The following is a 21,145-nucleotide window of genomic DNA, read 5'->3' on the forward strand; positions in this document are numbered from 1 at the left end:
GGCGCCCAGCACACTGCGGGCGCTATTCTGAGTGAATGACCGAGCAGGCAGTCCGGGCAGAAAGCGTGCATGACGAGCACGCTCACCCGAGCGATCACTGGCTCGATGAGGTCACCGCGCCCACCGGCCCAGCCTTCAGCGGGCTCAGCAGCCGCGCCATGGAATGGTTCGCGGGCCCGGCACGCCTGCTGCGCCGCTTCTACTACTTCGCCTCCACCACCCCAGGCAAGCTTTTTACGGTCACGCTCATTCTCACCGTAGCCCTAGGCGCCGCCGGCTTATCGATGTCCCAGTCTTCCGCCGCCCGCCATTCCGACTTGGACGAGCTACTGTCCACCACCGAGCCGATGTCGAACGCGGCGCACCACCTTTATAGTTCGCTCTCGGTGGCCGATACCGTGGCCACCACCGGCTTCGTGCAGGCGGGCGTGGAATCGGAGGAAAACCGCGATAGTTATAACGAGGCCATCGATGCCGCTTCCGTAGCGGCCACCGAATCCGTGCTGGGCACCACCCAAGAAGATGGTCGCGTGCGCGAGCTGGTGACCTTTATCCAACGCGAGCTGCCCGTTTATACCGCGATGGTGGAAAAGGCCCGCTCCAACCACCGGGCGGGCAATGCGGTGGCCAATTCCTATATGTCCAATGCCTCGGCGCTGATGCGCGAGCGTATCCTACCGGCTGCCTCCGAGCTATTCCAGCTGACCACCGCCAAGGTAAACCAGCAGCAGCAAGAGCTCACCTCGCCGCAGTGGGTGCCGCTCTCCGGCCTCTTGGCGGCGCTCTTCTTCCTCGCCGTGGCCCAATGGTGGCTGTGGCGCCAGACCCGCCGGCGTTTTAACCGCGGCTTCTTAACTGCCAGCGTGCTGCTTTTCTTGGCCATCTCCTGGGTGGCGCTATCCAACCTCGCCACCTGGTCCACCGGCCACCAGGGCTTCGAGACGGCCTCACGCCCGTGGGATTCGCTCACGGCCTCACGAATTGAGGCGCAGCAGGCGCGCACCTCCGAGACCCTCGCGCTGGTGCTGCGCTCCTCCGAGGAGGATTCAATGGTGCGTTTTTCCAGCTCCATCAACTCCATCGAAGGGGCCCTCGAGGATTATGAGGAAGCGCTCAATGATGAAGACGTGGAGGTCACCGACCCAGAACTCATCCACAGCGCCCGGGCTGCCGCCGAGCAGTGGCGCGGCACCCACGACAAACTCATGGGCGCGCTCAAGGACGGCGACTATGACGAGGCCATCTACCAGGCCACGGCCACCGAACCCAAGAACGGCGAGATGACCGCGGCGCGTTCCTATGATGAGCTCGACGCGGAGCTCTCGGATCTCATTGGCCAGGCGCGCATCGCCATGCGCAGCTACTTGGAGCGCGGCCTGACCGCCATGACAGCGGTGTCCTCGGCCGTGTTCCTGCTGACCTTGTGCGCCATTATTGCCGTGTGGCTGGGCATCCGCCCCCGACTGCAGGAGTACCTCTAATGCGCCGCACACGCCTTACCCTCGCCACGCTTGCCTGCTTCTGCGCCGCGCTTCCACTGACCTCCTGCGACGTTCGCACCGCCCCTCCGCTGGAGGCGCCCGCCGAGCACGCCCTCGATTCCCGGCCGGGCCCGCCACTGCCGGAAGGAGCGGAGATTGAAAAGGCCGGCTCCACCGCCGCGCAGCGCGCCTCTGATGAGGAAATCAAGGGCAGCTACCGCCCGGATGATAAGAAGGCGAAGGAGCGGGTTCCGGACATCGTCAAGCGCGGTCGTCTCATCGTGGGCGTGGACCGTTCCAATAACTTGATGAGTTACCGCGATGCCGCCACCGGTGACGTGCGCGGCTTCGAGGTGGATATCGCCCGCGAGATTGCCCGCGATATCTTTGGCGATCCCAATAAGGTGGACTTCCGCTTCATAGAATCCTCCGACCGCGTTAATGCCCTCAATACCGGCGCGGTGGACATGATCGTGCGCACCATGACCATTAGCCCGGAGCGCGAGCGCGAGGTGGCCTTTTCCATTCCCTATATGAACACCCAAACCCGCATGCTGGTGCTTACCAATTCCGGTATGAAGTCCGTCAAGGACGCCGCCGGTAAGACCCTATGCGGTGTGGGCGCGTCCACCGCGCTGGAAACCATCCGCGAACACGCCCCCAAGTCCGATATCTTGGTCACCCGTTCCTGGGGCGATTGCCTAATGGCCCTGCAGCTTAACCAGGCCGATGGCATCGTCGTCGATGATGCCCTGCTCTCCGGCATGGCCGCCCAAGACTCCTATACCTCCATCGTGGGCGAGCCGCTAGAGACCGAGAATTACGGCGTGGCCGTGCGCCGCCCCAGCAAGCAGCATGACACCCGCCCGCTGCTGCGCCAAGTAAATTCCACGCTCGAACGCATCCGCCGCGACGGCACTTGGTCTTCCATTTTTGAGGAGTGGCTCGGCGCCTACCTGGAAGAGCCCATCCTGCCGGCCGGAAAGTACATCGAGGAGGACGCTAAGCCATGAGCCATAACCCGAATTTCAGCGATGACGAGCTCGAATACATCGAGCCGGAGAACCTCGATACCCAGCGCGCCTTCCGCCAGCCCACCAATGCCGCCAATTCCGCGCAGGAGCCGGATGCGCTGGACGATGCCCCCTCGGGCGACGGCCCCTCGGACGATGGCCCCGCCACCGCCGCCGTAGCTTTCGACCCCTTTGCGGACGAAGACGAAGAGGGCACTGCGGCCGTAGCCTTCGACCCCTTCGCCGACGAGGATGAACCCGGCGATGATGCCGGCACTTCCGCGGTTGCCTTCGATCCCTTCGCGGACGAAGACGAGGACGGCGATGGTTCCATCGACCCAGACCATATCTCCAGCCTTCTGGCGGATCTGGATAATATCCGCGCCCAACGCGAACAGCAGCGCGTCCAAAAATCCCAAGAGGACTCCTCGCAGCGCTCGCGCCGCCGCGCGCTCGATACCTTCCGCGAGCGTCGCGGCACCCACCGCGCCGAGCGCCGCGTGGCTGATGGCATGGTGCGCCTGCCGTTTATCACCCCGGCCGAGCCGACCGATGCGCTCATTGACCCCACCGAGGAATCCTCAGACAAGAAGATTCCGCCACCACAGCTACAGCCCGGTGACATGGTGGCCGGACAGTACGAAATCTTGGGCGTTCTCGCCCACGGCGGCATGGGCTGGATTTACCTAGCCAATGATCACTTTGTCTCCGGAAGAGTGGTGGTCCTCAAAGGTATGCAGGCCCAAAAATCGGCCGATGAAACAGCCGCTGCGGTGGCAGAACGCGAATTTCTCGCCGATATTACTCACCCTGGCATCGTCAAGATTTTCAATTTCATCGATGACGCCCGGGTGCCCGGCGGCTTTATTGTCATGGAGTATGTCGGCGGGCCGTCGCTAAGAAGCAGGCGCAAAAAGCAGCCGGATAAGCTCCTGCCGGTCGATATCGCCATTGCTTATATCTTGGAAGTCCTGCCCGCGCTGGAGTACCTGCATTCGCGCGGGGTGGTCTATAACGACCTAAAGCCCGATAACATCATCGTCACCGAGGACCAGGTCAAGCTCATTGACCTAGGCGCGGTCTCCGGCATTGGCGCGTTTGGCTATATCTACGGCACCAAGGGCTACCAAGCCCCGGAAGTGGCCACCGAGGGCCCTTCCATCGCCAGCGATATCTACACCATCGGCCGCACCCTGGCTTCGCTCTGCCTCAAGCTGCCTACCGAGGACGGCGTCTATCTGCCAGGCATTCCCACCCCGACCGAGGAGCCGGAGCTGCGCCGCTTCTTGTCGCTCTACCGCCTATTGCAGCGCGCCACCGACCCGGATCCGGAGCGCCGCTTTACCTCCATCAAGGAGCTGCGCACCCAGCTCTACGGCGTGCTGCGCGAGGTCATTGCCATCCGCGACGGCCTGCAGTACCCCTCCCAGCATTCGCTTTTCTCGCCGCAACGTACCACCTTTGGCACCAAGCACCTGGTTTTCCGCACGGATCAGCTTATCGACGGCATCGATCGCACCGTCCAAATCACCGCCCCCGAGGTCGTCTCCGCCCTGCCTACCCCGCTACTGGACCGCGATGACGTGGGCGCCGGCCTGCTGCAAGGCGCTTCCTATGCGGAGCCACAGGAGGCCCTGGAGACCCTCCGCCAGGCCATGCAGACCCCCGAGTACGAGCACTCTGCCGAAATCCCGCTGGGCGTGGTGCGCTCCATGATCGACCTGGGCTATACCGGCCAAGCCCGCCAGTGGCTGAGCTCCATCGAGGACCGCCTCGGCCGGGACTGGCGTTTCCAGTGGTACGCCGGCATTACCGAGCTGCTTCACGACGACTACCGTGACGCTCAAAAATACTTCTCCACCGTCCTCGACCTCCTGCCAGGCGAGGCGGCGCCCAAGCTCGCCATCGCCGCCATCAACGAGCTCATCCTGCAGCAGCTGGACTATAGCGATACCGCGCTTATTGACCCTACCGTGGCGCGGGCCTGCTCCAATATGCATTCCACGCTGGCTGATCTACCCAACTCCGCCTTCGAGGGCCAGCCGGAAATCTGGAACCACGTCACCCAGGATCCGGCCGCGCTACGCTTTAACTCCATGCGCCTCTACGGCATTGTGTGGTCCACCAACCCCACCACCGTCTCCTCTGCTTTTGGCCTCGCCCGCCAGCTGCGCTCCGAGGGCCAGGTGGAGGTAGCCGTCGTGGTCCTCGACAAGGTCCCCAATGCCTCGCGCCACTACCGCATGGCCCGCTTGACGACGATCCTCCAGCTCATCGTCCACGATCTCTCCGAGTCCCGCATCCGCCGCGCCGCCCGACGCCTCGAAGAGGTCCCCACCAACGAGCCGCGCTTCCTGCAGATCAAGATCGCCGTCATCTCCGCCGGCCTGAATTTCCTGCGCAATGCTGATCTCTCGCGCGCCGCCTCCCCCAACGACCTCTTCGAATACGCCTTTACCCAGCGTGGCCTGCGCACCGGTCTCTCCGAGACACTCCGCGCCCTCGCGCGCCAAGCACCGTTTAGCCGCCACCGTTACGCGCTCGTTGACCTTGCCAACCAGGTCCGCCCGGTCACCACCTTCTAATCGCTACATAGGCTCGTACAGCCGCCCCACAAGCAGCACATCATCTAGGCCTTTTTGCGCTACATAAATCAGACGACACGTTTGAAAATTTAAGAACGAAGCATTTCAACTGCCCTCGGTGTTCCCGATAACGCTAATGCCGTTAGGACATCCTCCACGCTTCGCGGTGGCTTTTGAAAAGTGGCAGCCGCGTCCTCAATCGATTGCTGCACAATCGCGGACGAGGAAGCGATTAACTCGCACAAGAACTCATCGGCGCTCTGCCGCCTAATGCCAAAACCATCAAGAATAGAACAAGGAAAGTCTTTTACATTTTCAGTGATGATACTTTGAGCACCACAACTAATTGCTGCCGCTAGGACATGCCTGTCATTCGGATCTGGTAGCCATAGATCATCGATTAATTCCTCGTATCCAGTCACAAGACAGTCCTCAACCGCTAAACACATCAATCTACGGGTGCGGCATAACTTTTTAGGGTCTAAATCAGGGCGATTGCGCTGCAAGTTAAAAAAGACTTCATCTAGGATTCGCTCCGTCCATCGGGCACGGAATACACCGCTACCAGCTACCCTTATCAGGACATCACGGAGCATGCTCGGGTAGAGCACATTGGCGTCATAAACTACCGTCAACAGCCCCACTAATATAGCTCCAGGTCCTCCGATAAGGCTGTTAATTCAGCTACGGCACGGCGCTGACGGGCATCTCTTTCATTCTTGTATTTCTGCAGATCCGCAAGACTCACGCGCCGATGGGAACCAACTTTGTAGCCGGGAAGGCTCCCTTCATCAATGAGCTTTACAACGTGTGGCCGCGAAATATTGAGAAAGTCTGCTGCCTGTTGCGTGGTGAATTCGGATTCCTCGGGCACTACGCGGACCGATTTCCCTGCCGCTTCGATTGCGAGAACTTTCTGCAGGGTTTCAGCGATCTCTCGCGGAATTGCGATTATTTGTTCGGTTCCTTGCACGAATATATCCACTGGTGCCGGTGAATCTTTTGCCTCCAACACAGAATTGAGCCTTAATAAAGCCTCTTCCGCTGGGCTGGTATCCCGAGTTGCCCCGCCATTTTGTAAGTCCTTCATACCCTCACCTTACAAAATAAACGAAATAAACGAAATAAACGAAACAGTTACTGTACTAGGTTCAGAGATAAAAACGAGGCGTGCGATCCCTTGCGGACCGCACGCCCCTTATTCATATTCCAGCCGCTAGCTAGACGTGAGAATCTTTACTTGTAGAGGCCAGCCTCACGCGCCATTGCGGCGATTTCGGCGGACTTCTGAGCGATAGCCAGCTCTTCGTTGGTCGGCACAACGAAGACCTTGACCGGGGAATCCTCGGTGGAGATCATGCGCGGCTGGTCGGAACGGACCAGGTTGCGCTCCTTATCAAAGTGGATGCCGTACATATCCAGGTTGTACAGGGAATCCTGGCGCACCTCGGTATCGTTTTCACCCACACCGGCGGTAAAGGTGATGGCGTCAACGCGGCCCAAGGCAATCATGTAGGAACCGATGAAGCGGCGCAGCTGGTGGATGTAGATATTGTAGGCCAGCCATGCGTCCTGGTCCTCGTTGTCGATGCGCTCGCGCAGCGTACGGAAGTCATTGACACCGGAGATGCCCTTGACACCGGACTGCTTATTGAGCAGGTTGTCAATCTCATCTACGCTCATGCCCGCTTGGCGGACAAGGTGGAAAATGATGCCTGGGTCAATATCGCCAGAACGGGTACCCATGGCCAAACCAGCCAGCGGGGTCAAGCCCATCGAGGTATCAATGGCGCGGCCGTTGCGGATGGCCGCAGCGGAGGCACCGTTGCCCAGGTGGAGGGTGATCTGGTGGGTGTGCATCGGGTCGCGCCCCAACAGGCCTGGAACCTGCTGGGAGACGAACTCGTGGGAGGTGCCGTGGAAGCCGTAGCGACGGATATCGTACTTGGATGCCACCTCATTGTTGATGGCATACAGCGCAGCTGCCGGCGGCAGGGTGTTGAAGAAGGCGGTATCGAAGACGGCAACGTGTGGGATATCCGGCAGCATCTTGCGAGCCACGCGGATGCCGTCCAAGTTGGCCGGGTTGTGCAGTGGAGCCAGCGGGATGAGGTCCTCAATCATGGACTCGATCTGGTCCACGATGAGCTGCGGCTCGGAGAAGAGGCGTCCGCCGTGGACGACACGGTGTCCAACGGCGATGACATCCACATCGGTCGGACCCACGTTGTGCTCGCTCATGATGGCAAAAGCGCGCTCAAGGCCGAAGGAGTGAGTAGGAATTTCCAGCTCTTCCTTGTACTTCTCGCCACCGGTCTTCACGGTGACAGCGCCGAGGGGCTCGCCAACCTGCTCGACCAAACCAGAGACCAACGGGGTATCCGTGGCGCTGGATTCAGGATCGACCAGCTGGAATTTAACGGAGGAAGAACCTGAGTTAAGGACCAGAACGTATGACATTTATTTCTCTCCAGCCTGAATAGCGGTGATTGCAACGGTGTTGATGATGTCCGGAACGGTCGCGCCACGCGACAAATCGTTAACCGGCTTGTTCAGGCCCTGCAGAATCGGGCCCACGGCGAGCGCACCGCCGGTACGCTGTGCCGTCTTGTAGCCAATATTGCCAGCCTCCAAGTCCGGGAAGACGAAGACATTTGCCTGTCCGGCAACCTCAGAATTCGGCATCTTCTTCGCAGCAACGCCTGGGTCGCAGGCGGCGTCGAACTGCAGCGGGCCATCCACCTTGACGGAGGAATCCAGCTTCTTGGCGGCCTCTACGGCGGCGACGGCGCGCTCGACGTCGGGGCCGGAACCGGAAGTACCGGAGGAGTAGGACAGCATGGCCACGCGCGGGTCGATACCGAACTGGGAAGCGGTCTGTGCGGAGACAATCGCGATCTCACCCAGCTGCTCGGCGGTGGGGTTCGGGTTAACAGCGCAGTCACCAAAGGCCCACAGGCGGCCGCGCATGACCATCAGGAAGATGGAGGAGACGACGGAAGCATTCGGCTTGGTCTTGATGATCTGGAAGGAAGGCTTGATGGTGTGGGCGGTGGTGTGAGCAGCGCCGGAGACCATGCCATCGGCCAAGCCCTTGTGGACCATCATGGTGGCGAAGTAGGAGATATCCTGCATCGTCTCGCGAGCCTGCTCGAGGGTAACGCCCTTCTTCTTGCGCAGCTCGGCAAAGTCGGCGGCGAATTCCTCCGCCAGCGGGGACTCGAGGTGATTGATGATTTCGGCACCAGCCAGGTCGAGCTTGAGCTCTTCGGCGCGGGCCTTGATATCGGCCTCGTTGCCCAGAATGGTCAGCTTGGCAACCTTATCGCGCAGCAGCACATGAGCGGCTTCGAGGATGCGGTCATCGTCGCCTTCCGGCAAGACGATGTGTGCGCCAGCCGCGCGGGCCTGGTCAATGAGCTGCTTCTGGAAGAGGTCTGCGGACATGACCGGGGTGACGTCGCCAAGCGAGGAAAGTGCGCCCTGAACCGCCTCCAGATCGGTGAAGATGCCAGCGACGGTGGCACCCAAGGATTCCGCATTCTGCTGGGCCAGTTCGCCGGTGCGCTGCGAGGCGCGGGAAATGATGGCCAGGGGCAGGCCGAGGGCGGCAGCTACCTCAGCATCAAAAGCGATATCGCCGGTACCCTGCGCCACGATGTTCTCGGCAGCAGGCGCCTCAGCGAGTACAGCGGCGACGGTGGCATCAAAGTCTTCGAGGCGGATGAACTCCGCCCCCAAGTCTTGGGCCAGGGCCGACACATCGAGGCCATCAAAGCCACGGCCGATAGTGCTGATAACTGCGGAATGGGATGCAGACATGCAAATTACCTTTCATTCACGGTCACTTGAACACAATTAACGCGTGTCATAACTTCATGTCAGCCATCACAGTTATTAACACGCGGTGACTCTTCCACTGTACGCGATTTACCCCCTCCTATGCCCTATCGTGACCGCCCTAAACTGGGGTTAGTAATGCTGTGGTTTTTATCGCATAGTGACCGCGTAGAATATGCAGCACAACGAAAGAAAGGACACCCTAAGCACATGACTAACCCAGTGCGCGTCGCCGTGGTCGGCTCCGGCCCGGCAGGCATTTACGCCTCTGACCTTCTAGTGAAATCCGACCTCGATGTGCAGATCGATCTTTTTGAAAAGATGCCAACGCCGTTCGGTTTGATCCGCTACGGCGTGGCACCAGATCATCCGCGCATTAAGGGCATTGTGCAGTCCCTGCACAACGTTATGGAAAAAGAAGAGATCCGCTTCCTGGGCAATATCGAGGTGGGCAAGGACATCACCGTCGAGGAGATGCGCGAGTATTACGACGCCATCATCTTCGCCACCGGCGCCACCGCCGATAAGCGCATCGGCATCCCCGGTGAGGATCTTAAGGGCAATCACGGCGCGGGCGAGTTCGTAGGCTTTTATGACGGCAACCCCAACTTCGAGCGCGACTGGGATCTCTCCGCAGAATCCGTCGCCGTCGTGGGCGTGGGCAATGTCTCCCTCGACGTCTCTCGCATCTTGGCCAAGACCGCCGACGAGCTGCTCGTTACCGAGATCCCGGATAATGTCTACGCAGCGCTGAAGAAAAACCGTGCCAAGGAGGTCCACGTCTTCGGCCGCCGCGGCCCGGCACAGGCCAAGTACACGCCGAAGGAGCTCAAGGAGCTAGACGAGTCCCCGACCATTGAGGTCATTGTCAACCCCGAGGACATCGAGTATGACGCCGCCTCCGAAGAGGCCCGCCGCGCCGCCAAGTCCACCGACCTGGTGTGCCAGACCCTCGAGTCTTATGCCATGCGCGAGCCGGGCGATGCCCCGCACAAGCTCTACATCCATTTCTTCGAGTCCCCGGTAGAGGTATTGGGCGAGGACGGCCACGTCACCGCCATCAAGACCGAGCGCACCGAGCTCAATGGCGATGGCACCGTAACCGGTACCGGCAAGTTCACCGAGTGGCCGGTCCAGGCCGTCTACCGCGCGGTGGGCTACCACCCTCAGTCCGTCGACGGCGTACCCTTCGATGAGACCAAGGCCACCATGCCAAACGACGGCGGCCATGTGCTGGCCAATGTCGACGGCGAAAAGCTGCCTGGCCTCTACACCACCGGCTGGATTAAGCGCGGCCCGGTGGGCCTGATTGGCAATACCAAGTCCGATGCCAAGGACACCACCACCATGCTTATCGCCGATTACAAGGCCGGTGACTTGGAGCCTGCCACCAAGCGCGATCCGCAGGACATCCTGGACTTCCTGGCTTCCCGCGATATCGCCGTGACCACCTGGGAAGGCTGGCACCGCCTGGATGCTGCCGAGCGCGCCGCCGGCGAGCCGCACGGCCGCGAGCGCATCAAGATCGTCGAGTGGGACGAGATGGTCAAGCACGCCGGTCCACAGGCCTAATCCATGCCGCATATCATTACCGCCGCGCCCCTGGGGCAGCTGGCGGCCTTGGACGTCCACCAGCTCTACAAGCTGCGGGTGGACGTCTTTGTGCACGAGCAGCGCTGCCCGTACGCCGAGATTGACGCCACCGACGCCGACCCCCAGACCGTGCACCTGCTGGCCTGGGACGCGGACTCCCACGAGCTGCTTGGCACGGCCCGCGTCTTTCCGGCCGCGCCTACTGACGCCGCGCTTGCCGACGCCACCGGCACCCAAATCGGCCGCTTCGCGCTCGCGCCCGCCGCGCGCGGCACGGGCCTCGGCCGCGAACTTCTCCAGGCGGCCATAGACCTAGGCGAACGCATGCACCCAGGCAAGCCGCTCTACCTGGAGGCGCAGGCCGGCCTCGTGGACTATTACGCCGGCTTTGGCTTTACTCCGGTAGGCGAGCTATTCGACGACGAAGGAGTTCCCCACCAGCCAATGCTGCGCCCCGCTTCTTAGTCGGCGTCGTCCACGCCGGAGGCAAGCTTCGGGTCGAGCTCCACGCCGCCCTCGTACTCCACGACCTCGATATCGGGGACGTTATCGGCCTCAGGCTGGATGCCGCGCGCACCACCCTGGGCCAGCAGGCCCGGCGTGGAGGTGACCTCGATCTTGTGCGCCGCTAGTGCTGCGCGGTCGCGCGCCTCCTCCGCGCTTTCCGCGGTGGCAGACACCAAGCCCATGCGACGGCCCTTGTAAGCCCCGGGCTTGCCAAAGAGTTTGACGTCCGTCTCGGCGTAGTTGAGGGCCGCGGCGACGCCGGTATAGGCCACCTCATTCAGCTCCTCGTCCGCGTGGATGACCACGCTGGCACCCGGGGTAACCAGGGTGGCGTCAATGGGGTAGCCCAAAATCGCGCGCGCATGCAGGTCAAACTCGGAAAAGCGCTGCGTGTAGGCGGTAAGCATCGCCGTATCCGCGGGTCGCGGGGATACGGAGGAAAAGTACACGTCATCGCCGGCGACAAAAAGCTCCACGCAGTACACGCCGCGCCCACCCAGCTCATTGGAGATGCGCGCGGCCACAGAGCGGGCATTTTCCAGCGCGATCTCGCTCATGCCGGTAGGCTGCCATTCCTCCACGAGGTCACCGCGCTCATGGCGGTGTCCGATGGGCTCGCTAAACCACGTGGCCAGTTTGCCCGTGGCCGGATCGATGGACCGGATAGCCAGCAGGGTGACCTCAAGGTCAAAGTCCACGAAGCGCTCGGCCACCACGCGCTGCGAATCCGAGGACACCCGCCGCACGGTCTCCCAGGCCTCGCGCACATCGTCCTCATCTCGGGCAATCATGTGGCCCTTGCCGGAGGTGGACACATCCGGCTTAATGATGCACGGAAAGCCCAGCTCCCCAACTGCTTCTTCCAGCTCCTCCACGGAGCTAGCAAAGCGATACGCGGAGACCGGCAAGCCGATATTCTCTGCCACCTCGCGCACACACTGGCGATCCTGCGTCATGGCGCAAGCGCGAGCCGAGGGGACCACGATGGCGTCACTTTGCGCTTCCATCTCTTCCAGCGCTTCTACCGCTACGGTTTCTACCTCTGGGACCACAAAGTGCGGTTGAATCTCTTGTGCTAGCTGCAGGATGCGCCCGGCGTCCTTGATATCGGCGACGTAGCTATACTGCGCCACCTGGTGCGCCGGTGCGCCCGCATACGAATCCACCGCGTGGACCTCAAGGCCCAGGTTCTGGAAGGACATGGCCAGCTGCTTGCCCAGCTCGCCTGAGCCCAGCAGCAATACCTTGGTGGCATTGCTGGTCAGCGGCGTGCCAATATGACCGGCGATCTCGCCTGGATTATCCATGAAAATGCTCCTTCTAAGCCGCAGGCAGCGGCGGTTACTGCCTTAAATTATTTCACATTTAGGCCCCAACCCCACTACCCACATGCCAGGTGCCATGGATAAGAAAAGGCGCCCTGTGGGCAATTCCACAGGGCGCCTGAAAGGTTTCCGCCTAGGCGGCAGGGGCCTCAGCCGGTGCCTCGGCTGGGGCTTCAGCCGGTGCTTCCCCCGCCGGTTGCTCGGCGGGCTGCTCTGGCTCGCCTACCGGCTCCGCCACGGTAATGATGTTGTCCTCATAACCCAGCGCGCCGCCAACGAACTGGCCGCCGCAGGTAATAAGAACCAGGCGGTTCTTGCCTTCCTTATCATTGACCACGTCCGGGAAGCCGGAACCCTTGGGCAGGCGGTACGGTGCCTCGGTCACGCGGAAGGTGCGCTCCTGGCCGTCGATGACCACGGTAAATTCCTGGTCTTTCTTCAGCTTGGTGAACTTCTCCGCATAGCCGGTGCCCTGGCCCTGGTAGTTAATGTGGCCAGTAATCACGCTCGAGCCCACATTGCCCGGCTCACCTGGCACAGCGGAGGCGGAGTACCAGCCCACGCGAGTGACGTCGTGTGGCGGCAGCAGCACGCCCTGGTCCGTGACCTGTACGGGGTCCACGGCCGCGTACTCGCCATCGATACCCACGGACATGCCTTCAAAGCCCTTGAATTCACCAGGCGCGGCCTCATACTCGTGCTCCTGCTGGCCCGAATCATCCACGAAGGCATCGGACTTCGGCCCAGATTCTTCCGACGCACTCTCGCTGGCCACCGTCTCTGGTGCCGAGCCGGCCTCATCCTCATCATCGCTCGCCAAATACAGCACTACCTGCAACAAGACCAGCGCGACGACGACTATGGCCGCGATAATGGCGATCAGCTTGCCACGACCCATGCCCTGCTTGCCGACGCCCCCTTCTTCCCCACTCGCCGGATAGTGAGAAACTCCATTTTCCTCCGGCTGCTCAGGTTCCCTGTGCTTTCCCATAGCTAGCTTCCTCTACTTCCTCAATTTGTCTACCCTGTGCAGGGTATATGCAAATCCCCTCCAGCGTGTGTAATCACACCCTGGAGGGGATTTTTGGTGTTTAAGTCTCAGCCTCGGTGGAGGGGCCGGGAGGCCACCTCACCGAAGCTTAGGGATTACTTGATGTAATCCTGCATACCCAGCTCAAGCTCGGTTGCGCCGGACGGTACGGACTTAATCTCAACGCGGTCAGCGTTGGATGGCAGTGCGTTACCAGTCTCTTCAGGTTGCTGACCCTGGACCTCGACGCCACGGCCGTGTCCATTGTCAGCGTTGCCGCCCTTAGGAGCATCCTGACCCTTGACCTCGTGACCATTGCCACCATCGTGGTTACCGGTGTTGTCACCGTGGCCACCATTGTGGCTGCTGGAGTTGTCGCCGTGGCCACCGTTGTGGTTGCCATGATCCTTGTGGTCGAAGTGATCCTTGATGATCTTGCCCAAGCCGATACCCGGAATCAGGATGAGCCACCACTTATTGTCCTTGGAGGAACCGTTGGAGGAACCATCCGAGGAGCCGCCTGGCTTGTCCTGATCGTGGACCTCGTGGGAGATCACGGTCTGGTCCTCATCATTGATGTCCTTGTGCTCAGCAATGTGGTTCGGCTTCTCCGGAGTTGCATCCGGGGTGTCCTCACCCTTGTCGTTGACCTCAGTGGAGGTGAGCTCCTCGAAGGCAACCGCAGCCTGGACAGGCTCATTCACATCATCGTTGACGGTGATGGTGACAGGCTCCATGCCCTTGGACTTCTTCGGAGTGAAGGTAACTTCACCCTTGCCCAGAACAGACTTGCCGTCCTTCTTGTTAATGAGCTCAGCCTTCAGGGTGTATTCCTTACCCGGAACCAGACCCTCGTAGGAAACCTCATCAACGATCTTGGCACCAGCAATGACCTCATGGGAACCCTTAGCAAAGTCAGCATTCGTGGTAACCCACGGCTCACCTGGCTTGTGCTCCTCAGTCGTCGGCTTGGTCGGCTCAGTGGTCTCACCGGTCGACTCAGTCGGCTTGGTTGGCTCAGTGGTCTCCTCACCAGGCTTGGTTGGCTCAGTGGTCTCCTCACCAGGCTTGGTCGGCTCAGTGGTCTCCTCACCAGGCTTGGTCGGCTCAGTGGTCTCCTCACCAGGCTTGGTCGGCTCAGTGGTCTCCTCACCAGGCTTGGTCGGCTCAGTGGTCTCCTCACCAGGCTTGGTCGGCTCAGTGGTCTCCTCACCAGGCTTGGTCGGCTCAGTGGTCTCCTCACCAGGCTTGGTCGGCTCAGTGGTCTCCTCACCAGGCTTGGTCGGCTCAGTGGTCTCCTCACCAGGCTTGGTCGGCTCAGTGGTCTCCTCACCAGGCTTGGTCGGCTCAGTGGTCTCCTCACCAGGCTTGGTCGGCTCAGTGGTCTCACGGCCTGGAACAGGATTGGTGGTCGGAGTTTCCTCTTCCTTCTTGGTCACCGTCTGGTCATCATCATCGATGTCCTTGTGCTCACCGATCTCGTTCGGCTTGTCATTGTCAGGGGTGTCCTCACCCTTGTCATTGACAACCTTAGAAGTCAGAGTCTCGAAGGCAACCGCAGCCTCAACAGGCTCCTTCACATCATCATTAACGGTGATGGTGACAGCCTCAAAGCCATTAGCCTCATCCGGGGTGAAGGTATGACCCTTAGTCTCACCCAGAACAGTCTTACCGTCGTCCTTGGAAATCAGCTGAGCATCCAGGGAGTATTCCTTACCCGGAACCAAACCCTCATAGGAAACCTGGTCCACAATCTTGGCACCAGCAACAACTTCCTTCGAACCATTCTCGAAGTCCGCGTTCGTAGAAACAATCGCATTCTTCTTCTTGGTCACCGTCTGGTCATCATCATCGATGTCCTTGTGCTCACCGATCTCGTTCGGCTTGTCATTGTCAGGGGTGTCCTCACCCTTGTCATTGACAACCTTAGAAGTCAGAGTCTCGAAGGCAACCGCAGCCTCAACAGGCTCCTTCACATCATCATTAACGGTGATGGTGACAGCCTCAAAGCCATTAGCCTCATCCGGGGTGAAGGTATGACCCTTAGTCTCACCCAGAACAGTCTTACCGTCGTCCTTGGAAATCAGCTGAGCATCCAGGGAGTATTCCTTACCCGGAACCAAACCCTCATAGGAAACCTGGTCCACAATCTTGGCACCAGCAACAACTTCCTTCGAACCATTCTCGAAGTCCGCGTTCGTAGAAACAATCGCATTCTTCTTCTTGGTCACCGTCTGGTCATCATCATCGATGTCCTTGTGCTCACCGATCTCGTTCGGCTTGTCATTGTCAGGGGTGTCCTCACCCTTGTCATTGACAACCTTAGAAGTCAGAGTCTCGAAGGCAACCGCAGCCTCAACAGGCTCCTTCACATCATCATTAACGGTGATGGTGACAGCCTCAAAGCCATTAGCCTCATCCGGGGTGAAGGTATGACCCTTAGTCTCACCCAGAACAGTCTTACCGTCGTCCTTGGAAATCAGCTGAGCATCCAGGGAGTATTCCTTACCCGGAACCAAACCCTCATAGGAAACCTGGTCCACAATCTTGGCACCAGCAACAACTTCCTTCGAACCATTCTCGAAGTCCGCGTTCGTAGAAACAATCGCATTCTTCTTCTTGGTCACCGTCTGGTCATCATCATCGATGTCCTTGTGCTCACCGATCTCGTTCGGCTTGTCATTGTCAGGGGTGTCCTCACCCTTGTCATTGACAACCTTAGAAGTCAGAGTCTCGAAGGCAACCGCAGCCTCAACAGGCTCCTTCACATCATCATTAACGGTGATGGTGACAGCCTCAAAGCCATTAGCCTCATCCGGGGTGAAGGTATGACCCTTAGTCTCACCCAGAACAGTCTTACCGTCGTCCTTGGAAATCAGCTGAGCATCCAGGGAGTATTCCTTACCCGGAACCAAACCCTCATAGGAAACCTGGTCCACAATCTTGGCACCAGCAACAACTTCCTTCGAACCATTCTCGAAGTCCGCGTTCGTAGAAACAATCGCATTCTTCTTCTTGGTCACCGTCTGGTCATCATCATCGATGTCCTTGTGCTCACCGATCTCGTTCGGCTTGTCATTGTCAGGGGTGTCCTCACCCTTGTCATTGACAACCTTAGAAGTCAGAGTCTCGAAGGCAACCGCAGCCTCAACAGGCTCCTTCACATCATCATTAACGGTGATGGTGACAGCCTCAAAGCCATTAGCCTCATCCGGGGTGAAGGTATGACCCTTAGTCTCACCCAGAACAGTCTTACCGTCGTCCTTGGAAATCAGCTGAGCATCCAGGGAGTATTCCTTACCCGGAACCAAACCCTCATAGGAAACCTGGTCCACAATCTTGGCACCAGCAACAACTTCCTTCGAACCATTCTCGAAGTCCGCGTTCGTAGAAACAATCGCATTCTTCTTCTTGGTCACCGTCTGGTCATCATCATCGATGTCCTTGTGCTCACCGATCTCGTTCGGCTTGTCATTGTCAGGGGTGTCCTCACCCTTGTCATTGACAACCTTAGAAGTCAGAGTCTCGAAGGCAACCGCAGCCTCAACAGGCTCCTTCACATCATCATTAACGGTGATGGTGACAGCCTCAAAGCCATTAGCCTCATCCGGGGTGAAGGTATGACCCTTAGTCTCACCCAGAACAGTCTTACCGTCGTCCTTGGAAATCAGCTGAGCATCCAGGGAGTATTCCTTACCCGGAACCAAACCCTCATAGGAAACCTGGTCCACAATCTTGGCACCAGCAACAACTTCCTTCGAACCATTCTCGAAGTCCGCGTTCGTAGAAACAATCGCATTCTTCTTCTTGGTCACCGTCTGGTCATCATCATCGATGTCCTTGTGCTCACCGATCTCGTTCGGCTTGTCATTGTCAGGGGTGTCCTCACCCTTGTCATTGACAACCTTAGAAGTCAGAGTCTCGAAGGCAACCGCAGCCTCAACAGGCTCCTTCACATCATCATTAACGGTGATGGTGACAGCCTCAAAGCCATTAGCCTCATCCGGGGTGAAGGTATGACCCTTAGTCTCACCCAGAACAGTCTTACCGTCGTCCTTGGAAATCAGCTGAGCATCCAGGGAGTATTCCTTACCCGGAACCAAACCCTCATAGGAAACCTGGTCCACAATCTTGGCACCAGCAACAACTTCCTTCGAACCATTCTCGAAGTCCGCGTTCGTAGAAACAATCGCATTCTTCTTCTTGGTCACCGTCTGGTCATCATCATCGATGTCCTTGTGCTCACCGATCTCGTTCGGCTTGTCATTGTCAGGGGTGTCCTCACCCTTGTCATTGACAACCTTAGAAGTCAGAGTCTCGAAGGCAACCGCAGCCTCAACAGGCTCCTTCACATCATCATTAACGGTGATGGTGACAGCCTCAAAGCCATTAGCCTCATCCGGGGTGAAGGTATGACCCTTAGTCTCACCCAGAACAGTCTTACCGTCGTCCTTGGAAATCAGCTGAGCATCCAGGGAGTATTCCTTACCCGGAACCAAACCCTCATAGGAAACCTGGTCCACAATCTTGGCACCAGCAACAACTTCCTTCGAACCATTCTCGAAGTCCGCGTTCGTAGAAACAATCGCATTCTTCTTCTTGGTCACCGTCTGGTCATCATCATCGATGTCCTTGTGCTCACCGATCTCGTTCGGCTTGTCATTGTCAGGGGTGTCCTCACCCTTGTCATTGACAACCTTAGAAGTCAGAGTCTCGAAGGCAACCGCAGCCTCAACAGGCTCCTTCACATCATCATTAACGGTGATGGTGACAGCCTCAAAGCCATTAGCCTCATCCGGGGTGAAGGTATGACCCTTAGTCTCACCCAGAACAGTCTTACCGTCGTCCTTGGAAATCAGCTGAGCATCCAGGGAGTATTCCTTACCCGGAACCAAACCCTCATAGGAAACCTGGTCCACAATCTTGGCACCAGCAACAACTTCCTTCGAACCATTCTCGAAGTCCGCGTTCGTAGAAACAATCGCATTCTTGTGGGAAGTTACGGTCTGCGCCTCATCATTGATGTCGCGGTGATCGGTAATCTTCTTCTCTTCGTCAGAGTTCGGAGTTTCCTTACCGTTCTCATCGACCTCCTTAGAGTAGAGGTCCTCGAATGCGACGGCAGCCTTGATGACGCCCTCAACATCGTCGTTGACCTTAATATCAACGACCTGCTCACCGGCAGACTTCTCTGGGGTGAAGGTTACATCGCCCTTGCCGACGACCTCGTGCTCACCCTTATCATTCTCAGCCTTGTTATGCAGCTCAGCCTTCAGGGTGTACTTCTTACCCGGAACAAGGTCCTCGTAATGAACCTTGTCCTTAACGGTAGCGCCAGCAACAACCTGCTGCTTGTCACCATCAAAGGAAGCCTCGGTCTCAATCTTCGGATTGAGGTCCTTCTCCTGCTTCTCCGTAGTCGGAGTCGGATCAGGATTAGGTACTACATCAGTAGTCGGCTCGTCAGTATCCTCCGTAGTGGTTTCCTCAGGAGAGGTCGGTTCAGTAGTGGAATCCTTAGAAGTGGTCTCCTCAGTATTGGACGGCTCAGAATCGGTAGTCGTCTCGCTAGAAGAAGTCTCCTCTTCCGGATTCTCAGAGGTAGTCTCTTCGGTCGTGTTCTCCTCGGTATTTGGGTTCTCTGGAGAAGTAGTCGGTTCTTCAGAGCCGCCACCATTGTCCGGAGTATCCGGCAAACCAGGCTGGTCCACTGGGTAGACCATTTGCCCCTTAGTCGCATGGGAATTCGTCTCGGAACCCCTAGGCTTTACAACAGTAATATACGAGCCCTCTGGTTTCGCCGGAATATTAATGGAGGGATCCTTAACCAGCGTGCCATCGATCGCACTTTTGACGCGGAAACCAGTCAGCTCAGCAAACTCATTTTCATCTCCTGTGAAAGCCTTGTAAGGATGAACGCCATTAGCATCACCGTAGGAAAAATTGCCCGTAATTGCAGTAGTGGCGTAGGGCTTACCAACTGGCGTAGACGTCAGCGCCGCCAAGTAAACAAGGTAGTTGAAAGCTTTATCTTTCTTACCCTTATTTGTGGCATCCTGAAGCTTCATCGCCACATTAATTGCAGCATCTTCATACTCAGCAGGCACCGAAAGTTTTTCCGCGGTTGCCCGAGTATAGCTTCGATTAATCTGCATCGGGTTGGCAGTGGAAGCATCCAAACACCAACCCCATCCAACGTCATTCTCCTCATGCCCGTTATTGGCCGCACCTTTAGGTGGTTGACCGGCCCACACAAGAGCGTGCCAGGTTTCGTCCACACCACCCGAGCTAGCTTTAGCGGATTCAGAACCCAACGTTTCATTTGGAACAAAGTCGGTAGGCTCAGCAGCCTCCGCCTTGCTTCCCGGAACGGTGACCATGGCTGCAATTACCGCAACTGCAGCAAGCACTGCGGTAAAGACCATCCACCCCTCTCGGGATATATTTCTTAATTTACTCATTCTTTCCTCTTCGAGCGGTACAAATACTTACATTCGTTTCCTGTACAGCGAGCGTTTTCGCTGAGCAGAACCTGAAATTGAGACTTGAACACACTGCGGTTAATCAGGGTTTCGAACCCGAATCTGGATTAACTCTTATTGTGCTCTCAGGATAATATCACGGGAAAATTTAAGGCGCCAGCCAGAAACCTTTAGAAAACTGCACGTTATGCAGTATTTCTAATTCCTTAACCACAGGTAGATGTACTTATTTTCACGGACAACCTAGTGTTAAATACATATGTTCGACGTCCACTAGGCATTTTCCAAGACTAAAGAACCAAACCGATAACTTAACCAATACTAAGATTGGTTTTAACGAACCCCATGTAAACACTTCTATACGCTGCAGTTTATCTAATTTCGTGCAAATTTCAGAGGGCGATCTGCATACAATTTCATCGCATTACTCCGGAATTATCCATGGAAAGTTGGTGCTACAGGAGTGGCTAGAGAGCATTCGCGAGGGGTGCACGCACGTTCGATATACTAGAAATGTAGTAAACACTAACCCTATCGCCATTCAGTTCCAAGAAGGGATGTGTGAGCGAAAACTCTGCCTAGGGTCATCACAATCACACTTTGGCCCCTCGAATAGGGAGTGAGGGAGAATTGGGCAAAGAAAAATCCGCACGGGCGTCGGCAAGCGGATGCTTTACCGAGGCCGCAGTGCGGATCCTGGAATGAACTAAGCCTTAAAGAACGGCAGTGACCTGGTAACCCTTTTCCTGCAGGAGCTGGGAAACTGCCCCAAAGGTATCGCCATCCTTATCCGGGTTGTAGGTCTCCGGGTTCAGGGCAATATTGGCAGTGTCGCCCTCGTAGCGGACGCTGATGAACTCGTAGCCGGCTTCGGCGTGGGCGGCGTCGATAAGAGCCTGCACGTCGTCGGTGTTGCCCTGCTCAGCAACAGCAACCTGCTCCTGCTCAGGTGCCGGCGCAGCCTCCTGTACCGGGGTGCCCAGGCCGAAGAATCCCATAATGGTGGCAAGCAGGCCGCTCACAAGCTTGATGATCATTGAAGTAACTCCCTGTGTGGTAATGCGCGGGAATAGGGCCCGCTATGGCTGAAAACTCTCTGTACTTAAAGCAGACTTAACTTTAGCTTAGTATCGGGTTACGTTCAACATGGAAACCCTTAATTCACCATGCCATGGCCTTGTGGGCGGTTAAGGGGCGCTGAAACACCACAGCGCCCGTGCTCCGTCTCAATGACGGCACACGGGCGCTTTCGCTTGGTGAGGACTAGCTCCCCCTAGGGAAAAGGGGAG

The 21,145-nt window shown here is 58.0% G+C and carries 13 protein-coding genes; 5 read left to right on the plus strand and 8 right to left on the minus strand.

Annotation, left to right across the window (positions count from 1 at the left end; all coding sequences use genetic code 11):
- Nucleotides 1–35: 35 nt before the first annotated feature.
- The 3 genes from ACKFRX_RS11160 to ACKFRX_RS11170 are packed head-to-tail and all read left to right on the plus strand — an operon-like array spanning nucleotide 36 to nucleotide 5,079.
- Nucleotides 36–1,481, plus strand: a complete 1,446-nt coding sequence (locus tag ACKFRX_RS11160; RefSeq protein WP_408927863.1) for a hypothetical protein — start codon at nucleotides 36–38, stop codon at nucleotides 1,479–1,481.
- Nucleotides 1,481–2,494: a glutamate ABC transporter substrate-binding protein gene (locus ACKFRX_RS11165; RefSeq protein ID WP_408927864.1), complete on the plus strand. Its 1,014-nt coding sequence runs from the start codon at nucleotides 1,481–1,483 to the stop codon at nucleotides 2,492–2,494. Before ACKFRX_RS11160 ends, ACKFRX_RS11165 begins: the two co-directional genes overlap by 1 nt.
- Entirely contained in the window at nucleotides 2,491–5,079 is a 2,589-nt protein-coding gene (locus tag ACKFRX_RS11170) for a tetratricopeptide repeat protein (RefSeq protein ID WP_408927865.1), read from the plus strand. The genes ACKFRX_RS11165 and ACKFRX_RS11170 overlap by 4 nt, the downstream gene beginning before the upstream one ends.
- Before the next feature lie 89 nt (nucleotides 5,080–5,168).
- On the opposite strand, the gene ACKFRX_RS11175 is transcribed toward ACKFRX_RS11170, so the two are convergent.
- From ACKFRX_RS11175 to pta, 4 genes are all read right to left on the minus strand, one after another.
- Nucleotides 5,169–5,723, minus strand: a complete 555-nt coding sequence (locus tag ACKFRX_RS11175; protein ID WP_408927866.1) for a PIN domain-containing protein — start codon at nucleotides 5,721–5,723, stop codon at nucleotides 5,169–5,171.
- Nucleotides 5,723–6,169 carry a helix-turn-helix domain-containing protein gene (locus tag ACKFRX_RS11180; RefSeq protein ID WP_408927867.1) on the minus strand — a complete coding sequence of 149 codons (447 nt, stop codon included), beginning with the start codon at nucleotides 6,167–6,169 and terminating at the stop codon, nucleotides 5,723–5,725. The genes ACKFRX_RS11175 and ACKFRX_RS11180 overlap by 1 nt, the downstream gene beginning before the upstream one ends.
- Before the next feature lie 146 nt (nucleotides 6,170–6,315).
- The gene (locus ACKFRX_RS11185) at nucleotides 6,316–7,539 is read right to left on the minus strand and encodes an acetate kinase (RefSeq protein WP_005325574.1); all 1,224 of its coding nucleotides are present in this window, start codon (nucleotides 7,537–7,539) and stop codon (nucleotides 6,316–6,318) included.
- Nucleotides 7,540–8,901: a phosphate acetyltransferase gene (gene pta / locus ACKFRX_RS11190; RefSeq protein WP_408927868.1), complete on the minus strand. Its 1,362-nt coding sequence runs from the start codon at nucleotides 8,899–8,901 to the stop codon at nucleotides 7,540–7,542. It lies immediately after the preceding gene.
- Nucleotides 8,902–9,129: 228 nt separating this feature from the next.
- Between pta and ACKFRX_RS11195 the strand changes: the two genes are divergently transcribed.
- Together ACKFRX_RS11195 and ACKFRX_RS11200 are read left to right on the plus strand one after the other, a co-directional pair.
- Complete coding sequence (locus ACKFRX_RS11195; protein ID WP_408927869.1) at nucleotides 9,130–10,491, plus strand: FAD-dependent oxidoreductase; 1,362 nt, start codon at nucleotides 9,130–9,132, stop codon at nucleotides 10,489–10,491.
- A gap of 3 nt (nucleotides 10,492–10,494) precedes the next feature.
- Complete coding sequence (locus tag ACKFRX_RS11200; protein WP_408927870.1) at nucleotides 10,495–10,977, plus strand: GNAT family N-acetyltransferase; 483 nt, start codon at nucleotides 10,495–10,497, stop codon at nucleotides 10,975–10,977.
- On the opposite strand, the gene purT is transcribed toward ACKFRX_RS11200, so the two are convergent.
- The 4 genes from purT to ACKFRX_RS11220 form a co-directional block, all read right to left on the minus strand.
- A complete protein-coding gene (purT, locus tag ACKFRX_RS11205) occupies nucleotides 10,974–12,326 on the minus strand; it encodes a formate-dependent phosphoribosylglycinamide formyltransferase (RefSeq protein ID WP_408927871.1) in 1,353 nt (450 codons plus the stop codon). The genes ACKFRX_RS11200 and purT overlap by 4 nt on opposite strands.
- 151 nt (nucleotides 12,327–12,477) lie before the next feature.
- Nucleotides 12,478–13,335, minus strand: a complete 858-nt coding sequence (locus ACKFRX_RS11210; RefSeq protein WP_408927872.1) for a class F sortase — start codon at nucleotides 13,333–13,335, stop codon at nucleotides 12,478–12,480.
- A gap of 155 nt (nucleotides 13,336–13,490) precedes the next feature.
- Nucleotides 13,491–19,835: a VaFE repeat-containing surface-anchored protein gene (locus ACKFRX_RS11215; RefSeq protein ID WP_408927873.1), complete on the minus strand. Its 6,345-nt coding sequence runs from the start codon at nucleotides 19,833–19,835 to the stop codon at nucleotides 13,491–13,493.
- A 734-nt stretch (nucleotides 19,836–20,569) separates the two neighbouring features.
- On the minus strand, nucleotides 20,570–20,893 hold the full coding sequence (locus tag ACKFRX_RS11220) for a malonyl-CoA-ACP transacylase (protein ID WP_408927874.1): 324 nt from the start codon (nucleotides 20,891–20,893) through the stop codon (nucleotides 20,570–20,572).
- Nucleotides 20,894–21,145 lie beyond the last annotated feature (252 nt).

Source organism: Corynebacterium tuberculostearicum (assembly GCF_046097465.1).
GTDB classification, from domain to species: Bacteria; Actinomycetota; Actinomycetes; order Mycobacteriales; family Mycobacteriaceae; genus Corynebacterium; species Corynebacterium tuberculostearicum_I.